The 18,302-nt window shown below is 67.4% G+C and carries 12 protein-coding genes and 12 tRNA genes; 6 read left to right on the top strand and 18 right to left on the bottom strand.

Features of this window, described 5'->3' with window-relative positions; all coding sequences use genetic code 11:
* Nucleotides 1–189 precede the first annotated feature (189 nt).
* The 12 genes from B6N23_RS15870 to B6N23_RS15815 form a co-directional block, all read right to left on the bottom strand.
* Nucleotides 190–277, bottom strand: a tRNA-Ser gene (locus B6N23_RS15870).
* Between the two features lie 63 nt (nt 278–340).
* Nucleotides 341–874: a YiiD C-terminal domain-containing protein gene (locus B6N23_RS15865; protein ID WP_305500615.1), complete on the bottom strand. Its 534-nt coding sequence runs from the start codon at nt 872–874 to the stop codon at nt 341–343.
* 12 nt (nt 875–886) lie between these two features.
* The gene (locus B6N23_RS15860; RefSeq protein WP_305500613.1) at nt 887–1,447 is read right to left on the bottom strand and encodes a nitroreductase family protein; all 561 of its coding nucleotides are present in this window, start codon (nt 1,445–1,447) and stop codon (nt 887–889) included.
* 56 nt (nt 1,448–1,503) lie between these two features.
* Nucleotides 1,504–2,340: an NADPH-dependent 7-cyano-7-deazaguanine reductase QueF gene (gene queF / locus B6N23_RS15855; protein ID WP_305500611.1), complete on the bottom strand. Its 837-nt coding sequence runs from the start codon at nt 2,338–2,340 to the stop codon at nt 1,504–1,506.
* The gene (locus tag B6N23_RS15850) at nt 2,337–3,110 is read right to left on the bottom strand and encodes an ABC transporter permease (RefSeq protein ID WP_302138987.1); all 774 of its coding nucleotides are present in this window, start codon (nt 3,108–3,110) and stop codon (nt 2,337–2,339) included. The genes queF and B6N23_RS15850 overlap by 4 nt, the downstream gene beginning before the upstream one ends.
* Nucleotides 3,107–4,072, bottom strand: a complete 966-nt coding sequence (locus B6N23_RS15845; protein WP_169958748.1) for an ABC transporter ATP-binding protein — start codon at nt 4,070–4,072, stop codon at nt 3,107–3,109. The genes B6N23_RS15850 and B6N23_RS15845 overlap by 4 nt, the downstream gene beginning before the upstream one ends.
* 186 nt (nt 4,073–4,258) lie before the next feature.
* Nucleotides 4,259–4,333: transfer RNA gene (locus B6N23_RS15840), tRNA-Gly, on the bottom strand.
* 28 nt (nt 4,334–4,361) lie between these two features.
* Nucleotides 4,362–4,437, bottom strand: a tRNA-Glu gene (locus B6N23_RS15835).
* A 43-nt stretch (nt 4,438–4,480) separates the two neighbouring features.
* A tRNA-Gly gene (locus B6N23_RS15830) sits at nt 4,481–4,555 on the bottom strand.
* Nucleotides 4,556–4,586: 31 nt separating this feature from the next.
* Nucleotides 4,587–4,662: transfer RNA gene (locus B6N23_RS15825), tRNA-Glu, on the bottom strand.
* Nucleotides 4,663–4,804: 142 nt separating this feature from the next.
* Nucleotides 4,805–4,879, bottom strand: a tRNA-Gly gene (locus tag B6N23_RS15820).
* Nucleotides 4,880–4,912: 33 nt separating this feature from the next.
* A tRNA-Glu gene (locus B6N23_RS15815) sits at nt 4,913–4,988 on the bottom strand.
* 148 nt (nt 4,989–5,136) lie between these two features.
* Here B6N23_RS15815 and B6N23_RS15810 point away from each other — a divergent pair.
* A tRNA-Met gene (locus B6N23_RS15810) sits at nt 5,137–5,213 on the top strand.
* Nucleotides 5,214–5,288: 75 nt separating this feature from the next.
* Here the strand turns inward: B6N23_RS15810 and B6N23_RS15805 are convergent.
* Nucleotides 5,289–6,587, bottom strand: a complete 1,299-nt coding sequence (locus B6N23_RS15805; RefSeq protein WP_305500607.1) for a M18 family aminopeptidase — start codon at nt 6,585–6,587, stop codon at nt 5,289–5,291.
* A gap of 152 nt (nt 6,588–6,739) precedes the next feature.
* Between B6N23_RS15805 and B6N23_RS15800 the strand changes: the two genes are divergently transcribed.
* Nucleotides 6,740–8,797 (top strand): carboxy terminal-processing peptidase, encoded by a 2,058-nt coding sequence (locus B6N23_RS15800; RefSeq protein ID WP_305500605.1) that lies wholly within the window; start codon nt 6,740–6,742, stop codon nt 8,795–8,797.
* A 191-nt stretch (nt 8,798–8,988) separates the two neighbouring features.
* Here the strand turns inward: B6N23_RS15800 and B6N23_RS15795 are convergent.
* The 4 genes from B6N23_RS15795 to B6N23_RS15780 all read right to left on the bottom strand — a co-directional run bounded on the left by B6N23_RS15795 (nt 8,989) and on the right by B6N23_RS15780 (nt 9,481).
* Nucleotides 8,989–9,064, bottom strand: a tRNA-Asn gene (locus B6N23_RS15795).
* A gap of 19 nt (nt 9,065–9,083) precedes the next feature.
* Nucleotides 9,084–9,159: transfer RNA gene (locus tag B6N23_RS15790), tRNA-Asn, on the bottom strand.
* A 35-nt stretch (nt 9,160–9,194) separates the two neighbouring features.
* Nucleotides 9,195–9,270, bottom strand: a tRNA-Asn gene (locus B6N23_RS15785).
* A gap of 134 nt (nt 9,271–9,404) precedes the next feature.
* Nucleotides 9,405–9,481, bottom strand: a tRNA-Met gene (locus B6N23_RS15780).
* A 165-nt stretch (nt 9,482–9,646) separates the two neighbouring features.
* On the opposite strand from B6N23_RS15780, the gene betI reads away from it, so the two are divergent.
* The 4 genes from betI (at nt 9,647) to B6N23_RS15760 (ending at nt 16,144) form a co-directional block, all read left to right on the top strand.
* Nucleotides 9,647–10,249 carry a transcriptional regulator BetI gene (gene betI / locus B6N23_RS15775; RefSeq protein ID WP_305500604.1) on the top strand — a complete coding sequence of 201 codons (603 nt, stop codon included), beginning with the start codon at nt 9,647–9,649 and terminating at the stop codon, nt 10,247–10,249.
* Nucleotides 10,250–10,260: 11 nt separating this feature from the next.
* The gene (gene betB, locus B6N23_RS15770; protein WP_305500601.1) at nt 10,261–11,745 is read left to right on the top strand and encodes a betaine-aldehyde dehydrogenase; all 1,485 of its coding nucleotides are present in this window, start codon (nt 10,261–10,263) and stop codon (nt 11,743–11,745) included.
* 9 nt (nt 11,746–11,754) lie between these two features.
* Nucleotides 11,755–13,461 carry a choline dehydrogenase gene (gene betA, locus B6N23_RS15765; protein ID WP_305500599.1) on the top strand — a complete coding sequence of 569 codons (1,707 nt, stop codon included), beginning with the start codon at nt 11,755–11,757 and terminating at the stop codon, nt 13,459–13,461.
* A gap of 235 nt (nt 13,462–13,696) precedes the next feature.
* Nucleotides 13,697–16,144 carry an acyl-CoA dehydrogenase gene (locus tag B6N23_RS15760; RefSeq protein ID WP_305500597.1) on the top strand — a complete coding sequence of 816 codons (2,448 nt, stop codon included), beginning with the start codon at nt 13,697–13,699 and terminating at the stop codon, nt 16,142–16,144.
* Nucleotides 16,145–16,224: 80 nt separating this feature from the next.
* Here the strand turns inward: B6N23_RS15760 and B6N23_RS15755 are convergent, their stop codons facing one another.
* Nucleotides 16,225–18,165, bottom strand: coding sequence for an SLC13 family permease (locus tag B6N23_RS15755; protein ID WP_305500595.1), 1,941 nt, complete (start codon nt 18,163–18,165; stop codon nt 16,225–16,227).
* Between the last annotated feature and the right edge of the window lie 137 nt (nt 18,166–18,302).

Below are 18,302 nucleotides of genomic sequence, written 5' to 3'. Positions count from 1 at the left end.
GTATCCTGGATCAAGCCGCCTTTCGCGTTCGAGCGCGCGGCGGGCCAGGCTGGCAGGGTGGCGGCGGGAGGGTCCAGGGAGTGCTCAGGGAGGAAACAGGAGGCCCTCGCCCCCCGGCGCGCCGTCCGCCCGCACACCGGGGCCAGAAACGGAAAAAGCCGCTGGCTCAGCGGCTTCTTCGATATTCTGTGGCGGAGAGGGAGGGATTCGAACCCTCGAAGCCTTTCGACTTACACACTTTCCAGGCGTGCTCCTTCGACCACTCGGACACCTCTCCACATTGTTGCCCTGTCGGGAAGGGCGCTGCCTTTCCCTTGAGGACGGCGCGTATCCTATCGCCTCAAGTGCCGGATTGCAAGCCGTTTTCCACTCGGCGCTCCGCCAGGACCGCATAGTTGCCGCGGGCCTCCAGGCACAGGGTCTCGCCGCACCAGAGCCGCTGGCGCAGCAGGATGCGCCCGCGCCCCTTCTCGGCGAGCTGGTCGACGAGGCGCGCGGGCCCGCCCTCCTCCTCCGGCGTGCACTCGAGGCGGTAGTCACCGGTGACCGGCGCCAGGAAGCGCTGGCTGGCCTCGGCCACCACCACATCGCGGGCCAGCCCCCGGCGTCTCAGCCAGAGGGTCGTCCAGCACCAGCCCAGCAGGGTGGTCTGAGCGGTGAGGGCACCGCCGAAGCCGGTGCCCTTGTCGTTGAGGCTGGGCGAGAGGTCCAGCTCCCACATCAGGCACTCGCCGTCGCGGCGCATCTCGCGGATGCCCAACTGCTCGACCAGGGGGATCGCCTCGCCGAGCCAGGCCAGGAAGCGTGCAGGGTCATCTTCCTCGCCGGGGGCGGCGAGCGGTAACCGCGGGTGAGGCTTGCCGATCTCGCGCATCTGCCCTTCCCCTCAGCGCCAGCGTTCGACGAAGGCGTCGATCTCATGCTCGGGGATCGGCCGGTGGCGTCCGCCGACCTGGCCGAGGTAGAGGAAGGCCACCACCTCGTCGTCCTCCTCGAGGCCCAGCCCCTTGCGCACCGTGGGGTCGAAGGCGTACTTGCCGCTGCGCCACATGGCGCCGAGGCCCAGGGCGTGGGCCGCCAGCAGGATGCCATGGGCGGCGCAGCCGGCGGAGATCACCTGTTCGATCTTCGGCACCTTGGGGAGGTCCGGGGTCACCCTGGCGATCACCGCGATGACCATGGGGGCACGCAGGGGTTTCTTGCGCACGGCATCGAGGGCGGCGTCCCCCACGTGGGGATCCTCGCGATACTCGGCCTCGGCGAACAGCTCACCGAGGCGGGAGAGCCCCTCCCCGGAGAACTCGATGAAGCGCCAGGGGCGCAGCTCCTTGTGGTCCGGGGCGCGCAGGGCCGCCCGGTAGATCGCCTCGAGCTGCTCAGGCGAAGGCGGCGGCCCCATCAGCTTGCCCATGGAGCTGCGTTCGTGCAGCAGCGTCATCGCATCCATGTCGTGCTCCTGTTGGCGTGGGTTCAAGGCACTCTATCCAAGCTCCACCCGGGGCGCTACTGTCGCGCCAGGCGCAGGGGCTCGGGGGGACGCTCGCCGGGGGTGGCGCGCCAGGGGCTGATGTCGAGCCCGCCGCGGCGCACGTAGCGCGCCAGCACCAGCAGCCGCTCGGGCCGGGCATGCGTCAGGAGGTCCATGAAGATGTGCTCCACGCAGTGCTCGTGGAAGTCCTGATGCTGGCGGTAGCCGATCAGGTAGCGCAAGAGCCCCTCGCGGTCGAGCTTGGGGCCGCGATAGCGGATCAGCACGCTGCCCCAGTCGGGCTGGCCGGTGACCGGGCAGTTGGACTTGAGCAGATGGGAGTGCAGCGTCTCCTCGACGATCTCGTCGCCCACCGCCAGATGCTCGGCGCTGGGGGTGTAGGCCTCCACGGCGATATCCAGCTCATCCAGGCACTCGCCGGGCAGCCGGCGCGGCATGAGCGCCTCGTCATCCACCTCGAGCAGCGCCACCGCTACCGGTGCACCGGCCGCCGCAGCCAGGTCGCGCTCGAGGGTCTCGATCACCGCCTCGCGGCTCGCGAAGCGGGTCTGGTTGAAGCTGTTGAGGTAGAGCTTCCAGGACTTGGACTCGATCAGGTTGGGGGAGTCCGCCGGCAGGCGGAAGCGCGCCACGGCCACCACCGGCTTGCCACGACCGTTGAGCCAGCTAGCCTCGAAGGCGTGCCACTCGTCCTCGCCGACGAAGGGCAGCGGGCCCTCCGCGATCCCCAGCGGGGCGCGGTTGGCGGCGCGGGGGATGGGATAGAGCAGCGCGGGGTCGTAGCGCTCCGGATAGGCGGACTCGCGGCCCAGGGGCGCATGCTCCAGGGGATCGGGACGATGGTGGTTCATGAGCGGATCCCCTTGCCATGCTCCAGCATCCACAGGGCGACGCCGAACAGCACGGTGATGAAGGTGACGATGGCGGCCAGCGCCCAGCCCACCGGGATGTCAGAGACGCCCAGGAAGCCGTAGCGGAAGACGTTGACCATGTAGAGAATGGGATTGAGCATCGACACGCCCTGCCAGAAGGCCGGCAGCAGTGAGATCGAGTAGAAGACCCCGCCCAGGTAGGTCAACGGCGTGAGGATGAAGGTCGGCACAATGGAGATATCGTCGAACTTCTTGCCCAGCAGGGCGTTGATGAAGCCGCCGATGGAGAAGAGCGCCGAGGTGAGCACCACCACGCCGATGGTCAACAGCGGATGGGCCACGCTGATGCGGGTGAAGAACAGCGAGACCAGGGTGACGATCAGGCCGACCCCCAGGCCGCGGGCCATGCCGCCCAGCACGAAGCCCAGCAGGATCACCCAGTTGGGCATCGGCGAGACCATCATCTCCTCGATGGAGCGCTGGAACTTGTTGGAGAAGAAGCTCGAGGCCACGTTGGAGTAGCTGTTGGTGATCACCGCCATCATGATCAGCCCCGGCACGATGAAGTCCATGTAGCTGAAGCCGTCCATCTCGCCGATGCGCGAGCCGATCAGGCTGCCGAAGATGATGAAGTACATGGTCATGGTGATGGAGGGCGGCAGCAGGGTCTGCGGCCAGATCCGCGTGAAGCGCTTGATCTCCTTGAGCACCAGGGTCCAGAGGGCGATGGCGGTCTGGGTCGGGTTCATGGGCGGGCCTCCGCGTCGGCTGCGGCCTTGTCGAGGGCGTCGTTGCCCTGCTCCACCATGCTCACGAACATCTCCTCGAGGCGGTTGGCACGGTTGCGCATGGAGACCACCTCGATGCCCAGCTCACTCAAGGAGCGGAAGGCGTCATTGATGCGCTGGCCACGATGCACCACCAGCGCCAGCTGGGCCGGCTCCACCCGACTGACCTCGAAGCCGGGCAGCTCGGGGGCGGCCTCGACCGGGGCGGCGAGGTCGAGCAGGAAGGTCTCGGTATCGAGCTCGGCGAGCAGCTCGCGCACGCCGGTATTTCGCACGATCTCGCCGTGGTTGATGATCGCCACGTTGCGGCAGAGGCTCTCGGCCTCCTCCAGGTAGTGGGTGGTGAGGATGATGGTGGTGCCCTCCTCGCGGTTGATGCGGCGCATGTAGTCCCACATGCTGCGGCGCAGCTCGATATCGACGCCGGCGGTGGGCTCGTCGAGGATCAGCAGCCTAGGCCGGTGCATCAGGGCGCGGGCGATCATCAGGCGGCGCTTCATGCCGCCCGAGAGCATGCGCGCGCTGCCGTTGCGCTTGTCCCACAGGCCGAGGTCGCGCAGCAGCTCTTCGGCGCGGGGCAGCGCCTCGCGCCGCGGCATGCCGTAGTAGCCGGCCTGGGCCAGCACGATATCGATGACCTTCTCGAACTGGTTGAAGTTGAACTCCTGGGGCACCACGCCCAGGTGGTACTTGGCGCGGGGGAAGTCGCGATCGATGTCGATGCCGAAGATGGAGACCTTGCCGGCGCTCTTCTGCACCAACGAGCAGACCACCCCCAGGGTGGTGGACTTGCCGGCGCCGTTGGGGCCCAGCAGCGCGAAGAAGTCGCCCTCGGCGACGTCGAGGTCGATGCCCTTGAGGGCCTCGAAGCCATTGCCGTAGACCTTGGTGAGGCCACGGATGGAGAGAGCCGGTTCGGCCATTGGCAATCCTTGATCGGTTCGAGGTTCGAAAGCGGTATGCCGCAAAGGCCTTAGGATATTGGGACGCTGCGGGGCCACTTCAAGCCACCGGCAGCCTGAGCCCACCGGCCGGGAACGCAAAAACGCCTGCACGGGGGCAAGCATCGAACTATCTGGGGGGAGTTGGCGAACTTAGTAGTGTCGACATGGAGCGGGAAACGAGATTCGAACTCGCGACCCCAACCTTGGCAAGGTTGTGCTCTACCACTGAGCTATTCCCGCTTGTCGAGTACCGCCAATGCGAGCGAAGTGGCGTCCCATAGGGGGTTCGAACCCCTGTTCCCGCCGTGAAAGGGCGGTGTCCTGGACCACTAGACGAATGGGACGCAATAAGCCGTTTAAAGCAGATTCCGCCTACCTTTCGGTAGATGGAGCGGGAAACGAGATTCGAACTCGCGACCCCAACCTTGGCAAGGTTGTGCTCTACCACTGAGCTATTCCCGCTTGATCGCACCGCTTGCTGCTACCGGAAGAGTGGCGTCCCATAGGGGGTTCGAACCCCTGTTCCCGCCGTGAAAGGGCGGTGTCCTAGACCACTAGACGAATGGGACGCAATAAGCCGTTTAAAGCTGATTCCGCCTACCTTACGGTAGATGGAGCGGGAAACGAGAATCGACGGGGCTGCCGTCAGTCGGGCTGGCGTTCCAGCTCGCGACCCTCCTACCTGCTCTGCTCTACCTACCTGAGGATAGATGGAGCGGGAAACGAGATTCGAACTCGCGACCCCAACCTTGGCAAGGTTGTGCTCTACCACTGAGCTATTCCCGCGCTTTCTTGCACTCCGGCACCTGATGAGTCGAGTGGCGTCCCATAGGGGGTTCGAACCCCTGTTCCCGCCGTGAAAGGGCGGTGTCCTGGACCACTAGACGAATGGGACGCAATGTCTCGGCTCGTCGAGGTGGCGCGTATGTTACTGAGCGCCCCCTCGAGTGTCAAGCACCTCCCGCGACCGCCCTGCACCTTCCGATGCCTTACACATCAGGGAGTTGACAGCTGCCGCCCTGGAGGCTACATTACGCGCCGCTGGCTACGTAGCTCAGCTGGTTAGAGCACATCACTCATAATGATGGGGTCCCCTGTTCAAATCAGGGCGTAGCCACCAGATACCGAAAAGACCCGGCGCCACTGGCGCCGGGTCTTTTCGTCCTGGTGCATTCCCGCCCGGGATCAAACCCGCTCAGGCAAGCTCGGAACGGTTGCAGAAGGCAGTCAGCACCCGGGTGAGGTACTCGACATCGCGCGCCCCTGCGGTCTCGCGAATGGAGTGCATCGCCCACTGGGGAGCCCCCACATCGAGGGTCGGCACGCCGAGCTCGGTGGCGGTGATCGGCCCGATGGTGCTGCCGCACCCCATGTCGGCCCGGGTCACGAAGGTCTGCACCGGCACCTCGGCCTCGCGACACAGGTCACGGAACATGGCCGCGGTCGCGCTGTTGGTGGCATAGCGCTGGTTGGCATTGACCTTGATCACCGGCCCGCCGTTGAGCGCCGGCCCGTGAGCGGCATCGTGCTTGTCGGTGAAGTTGGGGTGCAGCGCGTGAGCGTTGTCGCAGGAGATCATCCGCGAGGCCTGGATCAGCCGGATGAAGCCTCCCTCCCCGCCCCCCCCGAGCTGCTCGCTGACGCGACGCAGCACGTCGCCCAGGAAGGGCCCCTGGGCGCCGCAGGCGCTGGCACTGCCCACCTCTTCGTGGTCGCTGGGGGCCAGCACGACACCCTGCCTGCCATCCGAGGCCAGCAGCGCCTCGAGGCCGACAAAGCAGGAGAGCAGGTTGTCGAGCCGCGCACTGGCGATCAGCTCGCCCGCCACGCCGATCCGCGCCGGCGGCTGCATGTCGTGGAGGGCCAGCTCGAAGTCGAGCAGCTCGACCTCCGTCAGGCCGTGCTGCTCCGCAACCCAGCCCTTGAGCAGGCGCTCGAGGTCGGCATTCTCGCCGCCCTGCAGGAAGACCGGCGCCATCTGAGTCTGGGCATTGATCGGACGCCCCTGGTTGACGTCGCGATCCAGGTGGATCGCCAGGCTCGGGATGATCGCCACGGGACGCTCCACGCTGAGCAGCAGCCCCTCCAGGCGCCCATCGGGATGGCGCACATGGATCCGCCCGGCCAGCCCCAGGTCGCGGTCGTACCAGGGGGCCAGCAGCACGCCACCATAGGTCTCCACGCCGAGCTGCAGCCAGCCGGCACTGGTCTGGGCAGCACTGGGCTTGAGGCGCAGGCCCGGGCTGTCGGTATGGGCACCGATCATGCGCAGCGCGTCCAGCTCACCCTTGGGAAGCTGCAGGGCGATGATCGAGGAGTCGTTGCGGGTCACATAGACGCGCTCGCCGGGCGAAAGCCGCCAGGGCTCACGCTCGTCGAGGCGACGGAAACCCGCCGCCTCGAGCCGTGCCGCCATGCTGGCAGCGGCGTGCCAGGGCGTGGGCGAGCGACGCAGGAAGTCGAGCAGACGCTCGATGAGATCGTCCTGGGACATGAATTCCTCTACTAACAGGTGGCATGGGATGCTAACAGGTGTCATGAGATGACGAGGGATGCTGCTACAATAGCCCTTCGGCCTACGCAACTCGCGGGCCCCGAAAGGGTCAAGGGATTTAGAGTGTACATGAAACCAGGAGTGCTTCATTGATGAGCCTGCTTGCCCAACTGGGACGTCCAGCCGCCGCCCTGGTCGGCCTGCTGCTGGTCGCCGGCGTTGCCCTGGCGCAGCCGCAACCCACCGATGCCCAGCGTCAGGCGGCCGTGGAAGTCGCCGAATCGCTGCGCTATGGCCACTATGCCGATATCAGCCTCGATGACGCCTGGTCCCGCCGAGCCTTCGAGCGCTATCTGTCGGTCCTGGACGGCCAACGCGCCTTCCTGCTGGCCGACGATGTCGCCGACTTCCGCCACCTGGAAGCGCGCATCGACGACGCCCTCTTCGAGGGCGACCTTAACGATATCTACGCGCTTTACCACCGCTATCACGAGCGCGCCGAGTCACGCTTCGAATGGTTGCTGGAACGGCTCGACGAGGGGCTGAACTTCACCTACGACAGCGACATGCGCCTCGAGCTCGACCGCGACGAGGCCCCCTGGGCCGAGAGCATCGAGGAGCTCGATGAGCTCTGGTTCAAGCGCCTCAAGAACGCCGCCCTCACGCTTGCCATCAGCGGCCAGGACGATGACCAGGTTGAGACCAACCTGCGCCAGCGCTACGAGGGGCAGCTCAACCGCGTGCGCCAGACCAACGAGGAGGACATCTTCGGCCTCTTCATGGCCGCGGTGACCGGCAGCATCGACCCCCACAGCGAGTACCTCTCGCCCCCCCCAGGCGAGTCCTTCGACATCCAGATGCGCCTCTCCCTGGAGGGCATCGGCGCCATGCTGCAGTCAGACGGCGAGTACGTGAAGGTCGCAAGCCTGGTGCCCGGCGGCCCCGCCGACCGCGCCGGCGTGCTGAAACCCGCCGACCGCATCATCGCCGTGGGCCAGGAAGAGGGCGAGATGGTCAACGTGGTGGGCATGCGCCTGGACAACGTGGTCGACCTGATTCGCGGCCCCAAGGGCTCGGTGGTGCGCCTCGATGTTGTGCCCGCCCAGGCGGTGGACATGACCCGCTCGCGCATCGTCGAGATCACCCGGGACACCGTGAACCTCGAGGACCAGGCGGCCCAGGGCAAGGTGATCGAGATCGAGCGGGATGACGGCATGCACCGCATCGGCGTCATCAAGATCCCCACCTTCTACGTGGACTTCGATGCCTGGCAGGCCGGCGAAGAGGACTTCCGCAGCACCACCCGCGACGTGGCCCGGGAGATCGAGCGGCTCAAGCAGGAGGACATCGAGGGCATCGTGCTCGACCTGCGCAACAACGGCGGCGGCGCCCTGCAGGAGGCCAACTCGCTGCTCGGGCTCTTCATCGATCGCGGCCCCACCGTGCAGGTGCGCGATGCCCGCGGCCGCATCAGCCTCTACGGCGACACCGAGGCAGGCACCCTCTACGACGGCCCGCTCGGCGTGCTGGTCAACCGCCTCTCCGCCTCCGCCTCGGAGATCTTCGCCGGCGCCATCCAGGACTACGGCCGCGGCCTGGTGATGGGCACCCCGACCTTCGGCAAGGGCACGGTGCAGACGCTCAACGAACTCTCCCACGGCCAGATCAAGCTGACCCGCGCCAAGTTCTACCGCATCTCCGGCGACAGCACCCAGCACCGCGGCGTGGAGCCGGACATCATCTTCCCGAGCCTGATCGATCCCGAGCTGATCGGCGAGAGCAGCCTGGACAACGCCCTGGACTGGGATACCGTTCGCTCGGTGCAGTACCGCCACTACGGCGAGCCGTGGCGTTACCTGGAGTCCATCAAGGACCGCCACCGCAGCCGCGCCGCGGAGCACCCGAACTTCCGCTACCTGACCCAGCAGGCGGAGCTCAATCGCCGGCTGCGCGAGCAGACCACCAGCGTCAGCCTCAACCGCGAACAGCGCCAGCGCGAGGTCGAGGAGCAGGAGGCCGAGCAACTGGGTCTCGAGAACCAGCGCCGCCAGGCCCTGGGACTGGACATGCTCGAGGAGTGGATCGACGCGCGCAGCGAGGAGAACGACGAAGAGCCGGTGGAGCAGGTTCAGGTGCAGGAAGCCGCCCATATCCTGCTGGACTTCGCCCTGCTCAGCAGCGAGGGCTACCGGCTGGCCAATCGCGACTGAGCCACCCCGCCCTTCGACACGCCATCACGCCGCCCCTCGGGGCGGCGTTCTTTTTGGCGGCGCTCTTTTTTGCTTCAGCCTCGCCGTGCCAGACAGGCCGTACCAGACAGGCCGTACCAGAAAGACAGACACGCAAAAGCACCGGCGAGCGAACTCAACCAGCGGATCGGATCAGGATGACGAACTTAAGATGGCTCCCGGAGCAGGACTCGAACCTGCGACCCAGTGATTAACAGTCACTTGCTCTACCGACTGAGCTATCCGGGAACAAAGAAGATGCGGCTGATGGCTCCTCGAGCAGGACTCGAACCTGCGACCCAGTGATTAACAGTCACTTGCTCTACCAACTGAGCTATCGAGGAATCACGGCTTTTCAGCAGCGTGTTCGAGGCGACGTTGGCTCCCGGAGCAGGACTCGAACCTGCGACCCAGTGATTAACAGTCACTTGCTCTACCGACTGAGCTATCCGGGAACGGCGTCGAACACGGGGCGTAGTATACGGATTCGCTTCTGAAGGTCAAGGGGAAGCGCCCTTCCCTCCCCCTGCGGCGCCCCCGAAAACAAAACGCCCGCCTGGCCAGGAGCCAAGCGGGCGTTTCGAGTATCTGGTGGCTACGCCCTGATTTGAACAGGGGACCCCATCATTATGAGTGATGTGCTCTAACCAGCTGAGCTACGTAGCCAAGGCCGAAGGGCACGCCGGGTGCCAATCAACGGGCAGCATTATGCCCATACCGCCCCCGCTTGGCAAGGGCGGACGACAGGGAATCTTTATTGATTGAACGTTCAATAAAAAAATGGCACTCTGGGATCAGGGTCCAACAGAAACAGCAGAGAAGGAGCCAGGGATGCCCAAGGTCGGAATGGAACCCATCCGCCGCCAGCAGCTGATCAAGGCCACCATGGCCGCCATCGACGAGGTCGGCCTGGCCGACGCCACGGTAGCGCGAATCGCCCGCCATGCCGGCGTCTCGGCCGGCATCATCAGCCACTACTTCGGTGGCAAGGGCGGCCTGCTGGAGGCGACCATGCGTCAGATCCTCAGCGACCTGGGCGACGCCGTGGCCGCCCGCCGCCAGGCCCTGGAGGATGACACCCCCCGGGGGGACCTGCGGGCCATCATCGAGGGCAACTTCGATCGCAGCCAGGTCACCGGCCCGGTAGCCAAGACCTGGCTGGCCTTCTGGGCCAGCAGCATGCACCAGTCGTCCCTGCAGCGCCTGCAGCAGGTCAACGACCGCCGCCTGCACTCCAACCTCTGCGCCCAGTTCCGGCGCCTGATGCCCCGCGCCCAGGCCAGCCAGGCGGCCCACGTCCTGGCCGCCATGATCGATGGCCTCTGGCTGCGCGGCGCCCTCACCCCCGAGGGCCTGGACGCCGCCGCGGCCCGCCGGGTGGCGCTGGCCACTCTGGACCAGCTCCTCGACGCCGCCCCCTCAACCGATTCATGAAGGAGAGCCCCATGGCACTTCCAGCCCCTCTGCCCCTCTACATCGACGGCCGCGCGGTGGATGCCACCGCCGGCGAGACCTTCGAGGTCGTGAACCCCTTCGACGGCAGCCGACTCGCCGAGGTGCAGCAGGCCTCGGCGGCCGATGTGGACGCCGCCGTGGCCGCCGCCCGGCGCGGCCAGCGCGAATGGGCCGCCATGAGCGGCATGGCCCGCGGGCGCGTCCTGCAGCGCGCCGTGGCACTGCTCCGGGAGCGCAACGACGAACTCGCCGAGCTCGAGACCCGCAACACCGGCAAGCCGATCAGCGAGACCGCCGCGGTGGACATCGTCACCGGCGCCGACGCCCTGGAATACTACGCCGGCCTCGCCGCCGCCATCGAGGGCACCCAGATCCCGCTGCGCGAGGATTCGTTCGTCTACACCCGCCGCGAGCCGCTGGGCGTGGTGGCCGCCATCGGCGCCTGGAACTACCCGATCCAGATCGCCTGCTGGAAGGCCGCTCCCGCGCTCGCCGCCGGCAACGCCGTGGTCTTCAAGCCCAGCGAGGTGACCCCGCTCACCGCCATGAAGCTGGCCGAAATCTTCACCGAGGCGGGCCTGCCGGATGGCGTCTTCAATGTGGTCCACGGCGATGGCAGCGTAGGCGCCCTGCTCACCGAGCATCCGGGAATCGCCAAGGTCTCCTTCACCGGCGAGGTGGGTACCGGCAAGAAGGTGATGGCCGCCGCCGGCGGCTCCACCCTCAAGGAGGTGACCATGGAACTCGGCGGCAAGTCGCCCCTGATCGTCTTCGCCGATGCCGACCTGGACCGCGCCGCCGACGCCGCCATGATGGCCAACTTCTACTCCAGCGGTCAGATCTGCACCAACGGCACCCGGGTCTTCGTCGAGCGCTCGGTGAAGGAAGACTTCGAGGCGAAGGTCAAGGAGCGCGTAGCGCGCATCCGCGCCGGCGACCCGCTGGACCCTGCCGTCAACTTCGGCCCTCTGGTGAGCTTCGAGCATCAGGCCAAGGTGCTCTCCTATATCGTCCTGGGCCAGGAAGAGGGTGCACGGCTGCTGGCCGGCGGCGACGCCTGGGCTCGCAGCGACGGCGCCGGGGTTGACTGGTCGGCGGGCGCCTGGGCCGCCCCCACGGTGTTTACCGACTGCACCGACGCGATGCGTATCGTGCGCGAGGAGATCTTCGGCCCGGTGATGGCGATCCTCGCCTTCGACGACGAGGAGGAGGTGATCCGCCGCGCCAACGATACCCATTATGGCCTGGCCGCCGGGGTGTTCACCGAGAGCCTCAACCGTGCCCACCGGGTGATCCACCGTCTGGAGGCGGGCATCTGCTGGATCAACACCTGGGGGGAGTCTCCCGCCGAGATGCCGGTGGGTGGGTATAAGCAGTCCGGCATCGGCCGCGAGAACGGCGTCGAGACGCTGGCCCACTACACCCAGACCAAGTCGGTGCAGGTGGAGATGGGCCCCTTCGCATCGGTGTTCTGAGGAGAATTCATGTCCCGCGTTCGCGAATACGACTACGTCATCATCGGCGCCGGCTCCGCCGGAAACGTGCTGGCCGCGCGCCTCACCGAGGATGCCGAGGTGAGCGTGCTGCTGCTGGAGGCCGGCGGCCCCGATCACCGCTTCGACTTCCGCACCCAGATGCCGGCGGCGCTGGCCTACCCGCTGCAGGGCAAGCGCTACAACTGGGCCTTCGAGACCGACCCCGAGCCCCACATGGACGGTCGGCGAATGGAGTGCGGCCGCGGCAAGGGGGTGGGCGGCTCCTCGCTGATCAACGGCATGTGCTACATCCGCGGCAACGCCCTGGACTACGACGGCTGGGCCCAGGCCCCGGGCCTCGAAGACTGGACCTACGCCGACTGCCTGCCCTACTTCAGGAAGGCCGAGAGCCGCGACATCGGCCCCGACGCCTACCACGGCGGCGACGGGCCAGTGAGCGTCACCACGCCGCGCACTGATAGAAAGCCGGGCAACAATCCGCTCTATCGCACCTTTATCGATGCGGGCAAGCAGGCCGGCTACCCGGAGACCGAGGACGTCAACGGCTACCAGCAGGAGGGCTTCGGCCCCATGGACCGCTTCGTGACCCCTAAAGGCCGGCGCGCCTCCACCGCCCGGGGCTACCTCGACGCAGCCAGGCAGCGAGAGAATCTCACCATCGAGACTCGCGCCATCACCGACGTCATCGAGTTCGAGGGCAGGCGCGCCGTGGGGGTACGCTATCACCGCGGTGGCCAGACCCAGCGGGTGCGCGCCCATCGCGAGGTGCTGCTCTGCGCCGGGGCCATCGCCTCGCCGCAGATCCTGCAGCGCTCCGGCGTGGGGCCAGCCGAGGTGCTCGAGGCGTTCGGCATCGAGGCGGTACAGGTCAACGAGAACGTCGGTGCCCACCTCCAGGACCACCTGGAGATGTACATCCAGTACGAGTGCAAGGAGCCGATCTCCCTCTACCCGGCGCTGAAGTGGTGGAACCAGCCGAAGATCGGCGCCGAGTGGCTCTTCCTCGGCCGCGGTATCGGCGCCAGCAACCAGTTCGAGTCCTGCGGCTTCATCCGCTCCAATGACCAGGAGGCGTGGCCCAACCTGCAGTACCACTTCCTGCCCATCGCCATCAGCTACAACGGCAAGAGCGCGGTGCAGGCCCACGGCTTCCAGGCCCACGTGGGCTCCATGCGCTCGGAGAGCCGCGGCCGCATCCGCCTCATCTCCCGGGACCCGGAGGCCGCACCCAGCATCCTGTTCAACTACATGTCCACCGAGAAGGACTGGCAGGAGTTCCGCGACGCCATCCGCCTGACCCGGGAAATCATTGCCCAGCCCGCCTTCGATGCGTACCGCGGGCGTGAGATCTCCCCGGGGCCCGAGGTGCAGTCCGACGCCGAGCTCGACGCCTTCGTGCGCGCCCACGCCGAGACCGCTTACCACCCCTGCGGCAGCTGTCGCATGGGCGAGGGCGACGACGCCGTGGTGGACGGCCAGGGCCGGGTGCACGGCGTGGAGGGACTGCGGGTGGTGGACGCCTCGCTGTTTCCCCTCATCCCTACCGGCAATCTCAACGCCCCGACCATCATGCTCGCCGAGAAGATCGCCGACCGCATCCGCGGCCGCGAGCCGCTGTCGCGTAGCGACGCCCCCTACTACGTGGCGGGCGATGCCCCTGCCCGAGGCGAGCCGCAGCGCCGCCTCGAGGCATAGCGCCGCCTTTCGTCGCCTCCAGCGCCCCGCCCTGCCCTGCAGCGCGGGGCTTTTATTCGGATTCCAGACAGTCGAAGATGGCTACTACGCTCGAGGCTTTTCCAGCGTCTATCGCTCCTCTCCAAAGCCTTAGCCAAGAGTCATGCCACTGGCCGGTTGCATTGAAGTGGACTAGTCTGCAAGAATTCAAACATCTGTTCGAATTTTCGCCGCTCACAACAACCGGAGTCTCTCGATGCTCACCCTGATTCTTCTGATCGTGGCCGTTGTCGGCCTGCTGGCGGTGATGCGCCGCGAGGCGGGCGCCCTGCCCGCCCTGGCGGTGCTCGCCGTCACCGGCCTTGCCAGCCTGCTCCTCGCCTCCACCCTGCTGGGCCTGCTGCTGCTGGTCGGCGCCCTGGTCGTGGCCGCGGCCGGCCTGCCGGCCCTGCGCGGCAAGTGGCTGACCCCGCGCCTCTTCGCCATGTTCAAGAAGGTGTCGCCGAAGGTCTCCGACACCGAGCGCGTGGCGCTGGAGGCCGGCAGCGTGGCCTGGGACGGCGAGCTCTTCACCGGCAAGCCGAACTGGCAGGCGCTGCTGGACGCCCGCGACGAGGGGCTCACGGATGAAGAGAGGGCCTTTATCGACAACCAGTGTTCCGTCGCCGCCGGCATGTGCAACGCCTGGGACATTGCAAAGGAGCGCGCCGACCTGCCCCAGGAACTCTGGGACCACCTCAAGCAGGAGCGCTACTTCGGCATGATCATCCCGAAGGCCTACGGCGGCCTGGGCTTCTCCGCCAAGGCACAGTCCCTGGTGCTGCAGAAGCTCTCGGTCAACGAGACCCTGATGGTCACCGTGGGCGTGCCCAACTCCCTCGGGCCGGGTGAGCTGCTGCTCAAGTACGGCACCGACGAGCAGAAGAACCACTACCTGCCGCGCTTGGCCGACGGCCGCGAGATCCCCTGCTTCGGCCTCACCGGCCCGCGTGCCGGCAGTGACGCCACCTCGCTGCCCGACACCGGCGTGGTCTGCAAGCAGACCATCGACGGCAAGGAGGTGCTCGGCGTGCGCCTCAACTTCGAGAAGCGCTGGATCACCCTGGCCCCCATCGCCACGGTGGTGGGCCTGGCCTTCCGCCTCTTCGACCCGGAGAAGCTGCTGGGCGACGAGGAGGATCGCGGCATCACCCTGGCGCTGATTCCCCGCGACACCGCAGGGATGGAGATCGGCCGCCGCCACCACCCCATCGGCAGCCCCTTCCTGAACGGCCCGATCAAGGGCAAGGATGTCTTCGTGCCCCTGGACACCATCATCGGCGGCGAGGCGATGATCGGTCAGGGCTGGCGCATGCTGGTGGAGTGCCTCTCGGTGGGGCGCTGCATCACCCTGCCCTCCGGTGCCACCGGTACCGCCCGCTACGCCATCGGCTGGAGCGGCGGCTTCGCCCGCATCCGTCGCCAGTTCAACGTGCCCGTGGCCGAGATGGAGGGCATCCAGGAGCCCCTGGCGCGCATGACGGCGCTTGGCTACATCGCCCAGGCGGCGGTCTACCAGACCGCCAACACCATCGACCGCGGCGAGAAGCCGGCGGTGCCCTCCGCCATCCTCAAGAGCCAGCTCACCGAGTTCCAGCGCGTGATCCTCGGCGACGCCATGGATATCCATGGCGGCAAGGCGGTGACCCTCGGCCCGCGCAACTACCTGGCGATCGGCTACAGCGCCAACCCGGTGGCGATCACCGTCGAGGGCGCCAACATCATGACCCGCAACCTGATGATCTTCGGCCAGGGCGCCATCCGCTGCCATCCCTACGTGCTCGAGGAACTGGCCGCCCGGGACGCCGATGATATCCAGGCCTTCGACAAGGCGTTCTTCGGCCATGCCGGCCTGATCTTCGGCAACGCCGCCCGCGCCTTCACCCAGGGCCTGGGGCTAGGCCGCCCGGCGGTGCCCTTCCAGGGCGAGGCCAAGCGCTACGCTCAGGAGATCGCGCGGCTCTCCGCCGGCTTCGGGCTCTGCGCCGATGCCGCCATGGCGAGCCTCGGCTCCACCCTCAAGCAGCGCGAGATGCTCTCGGCGCGCCTGGGTGACGTGCTCGCCAACCTCTACCTCGCCTCCATGGTGATCAAGCAGTGGCACGAGGGCGACAAGGCCGAGGGCGAGGCCGCACTCTTCCACTACAGCTGCCAATGGCTGCTGGGCCGCGCCGAACAGGCCCTGGACGAGCTGTTCGACAACCTGCCCAACCGGGCACTGGCCCGCGGGCTGCGCCTGGCGGTGATGCCGCGGGGCAAGCGTTTCAAGCGTCCCCACGACGACCTGGCCCGTGCCATCGCCCAGGCGGTCTCCCGCGACACCGCCCTGCGCACGAAGCTTCTGGCCAACACCTGGTCGGCGGACGATGGCAGCCAGCCCAACTTCCTGGCACGCTACAACGCCCTGCTGGCGACCCAGGAACGCGCCGAGGCGCTCTACCGCACGGTCAACAAGGCGTTCGCCAAGGGCGAGCTGCCCGCCGATGCCCTGCACCCCGAGCAGCGGGTGGAGGCGGCCCTGGAGGCCGGGCTGATCACGGCAGACGACGCCGCCTTCATGCGCGAGCGCGAGGCCCAGGTGCTGGAGCTGCTCACCGTGGACGACTTCGAGTACGACGCCTTCGTCATCGACAAGGCCAAGGTGCTGCGCCACCAGGCGGCCTGACGGCTTTCATCCTTACCCCGGCTGAAGGCTCTCACCCTTTCGCCACACCCACGCCCCGGCCCTGTGCCGGGGCGTTTCGTCTATAGCGGCCAGACCAGCAGAATCATGGGAATGGCCACCGCCAGCACCACCAGGGAGAGCGCCAGCCCCAGCCGCCAGTAGTCGCCGAAGCGGTAGCCCCCTGGGCCCATCACCAGGGTATTGGACTGGTGGCCGATGGGCGTCAGGAAGGCGCAGGAGGCGCTCACCGCCACCGCCATCAGGAAGGGGTCCACCGAGGCGCCGAAGCCACTGGCCAGGCTCGCCGCGATGGGCGCCATCAGCAGCGCCGCCGCGGCGTTGTTGACGACATTGGAGAGCACCATGGAGAGCAGGAAGAGCCCCACCAGGGTGACGACCACCGGCCACTCGCTGCCCCAGGCGAGCATCGCCTCGGCGATCAGCGCCGCCCCGCCGCTGGTCTCCAGGGCCTCGCCCACCGGGATCATGGCGCCGAGCAGCACGATCACCGGGCCGTCGATGGCCTGGTAGCCCTCGCGCAGGGGTAGCACCCCGACCAGCAGCGTCACCAGGGCCGCCAGGGAGAGCGCCACCGCGGCCGGCAGCAGGTCGAAGATCATCGCCAGGATGGCGGCAGCGAAGATGGCAATGGAGGCGAGCAGCATGCGCGGCTGGCCGAGGGTCAGGTTGCGGCTGGCGAGCGGCAGGCAGCCCAGGGTGGCCAGGCTCTCGGCGAGTTCGCTTTCGCCCCCCTGCAGCAGCAGTACATCGCCGGGGCGAAAGCGGACCTCCCGCAGGCGCTGCTTGAGGCGCCCGCCGTCCCGGGCCACTGCGACCAGGTGCAGGCCGAACTGGTTGTGCAAGCGCAGCTGGGTGACCGTGCGGTTGACCATCATGGAGTCGTTGCGCACCACCGCCTCCACCAGCTGCAGGCCCTCAGTATCCACGCCGCTCTTCTCTTCCTGCTTCTCTTTTTTCTCCTGCTTCTCCTTTGTCGCCTCCTTCCTTGCGCGCTCCTGCTCCTCGAGTTTCTCCTGCGGCGAGCGCTCGCTGTCGCTCTCTGCTGCCCTGCCCGTCTCTGCTTCCCGCTGCTCCTTGGTTTCCTGCTCCTCGGCCGCCTTCTCCTCATCCTCGGCGTCCTTGCCCAGGCGCAGCCCCGCCTTGTCCTCCAGCAGCTTCATCTCCTCGGGGCCCGCCTCCATCAGCAGGATGTCCCCCTCTCGGAGGGTGCCGAAGAAGGCGTGGCCGGCGCGGCGCGTCTCGTCGCGCACCACGGCAAGCACCGGGATGGTCTCCTCCAGCTCCTGCTGCAGCTCGCGCAGGGTCAGACCGTTGGCCTTCGACTCCTCCCCGACGCGCAGCTCCACCAGGTAGTTGGCAGTATCGAACATCGCCTCGGTGGAGGCCTTGCCGGCCCGCTTCGGGGTCAGGCGCCAGCCCAGCAGCACGATAAAGGCGAGCCCCGCCAGGGCCACCGCGGCGCCGACAGGGAAGAAGGAGAACATGCCAAAGTTCTCGCCGGTGACCGAGCCGCGGTAGCTGGCGATAATGATGTTGGGCGGGGTGCCGATCAGGGTGGTCAGCCCCCCCAGCAGGGAGCCGAAGGCCAGCGGCATCAGCAGGATCGACGGCGAGGCGTCGTGCTCCCCGGCCAGGCGCATGGCCACCGGCAGCAGCAGCGCCAGGGCGCCGACATTGTTCATGATGCCGGAGAGCACCACCACGGTGCCGGTGAGCACCAGCAGCTGCAGGAAGAGCCGCTCGCCCACCCGGAGCACCTGCTCGGCGATGACGTCCACCACCCCGGAGCGCTCGAAGCCGCGGCTGAGCACCAGCACCGCCGCCACGGTGATCACCGCGGGGTGACCGAAGCCGAGGAAGGCCTCCTCGCCGGGCACCAGGCCCAGTATCACCGAGCCAAGCAGCGCGGCGAGCGCCACCAGGTCGTAGCGAAAGCGCCCCCAGACGAAGGCGGCAAGGGTCAGCCCGAGGACGATGAAGACCAGGGTGCTGTCGGCCATGGCGTCACTTCCCTGTGAGAGATCAGGCCTTCAGCATCGCCAGCCGGGCCGCCTGCCGACAAGTCTTTTCTGCACGGAAACCGACCGTTACCCCTCCGACACGACGACGCCCGGCCGAAGCCGGGCGGGCTGTAGAC

The organism is Halomonas alkalicola, assembly GCF_030704205.1.
GTDB classification, from domain to species: domain Bacteria; phylum Pseudomonadota; class Gammaproteobacteria; order Pseudomonadales; family Halomonadaceae; genus Halomonas; species Halomonas alkalicola.
The sequence above is the reverse complement of the archived record's forward strand: the minus strand, read 5'-3'. Positions and strand labels throughout refer to the sequence as shown.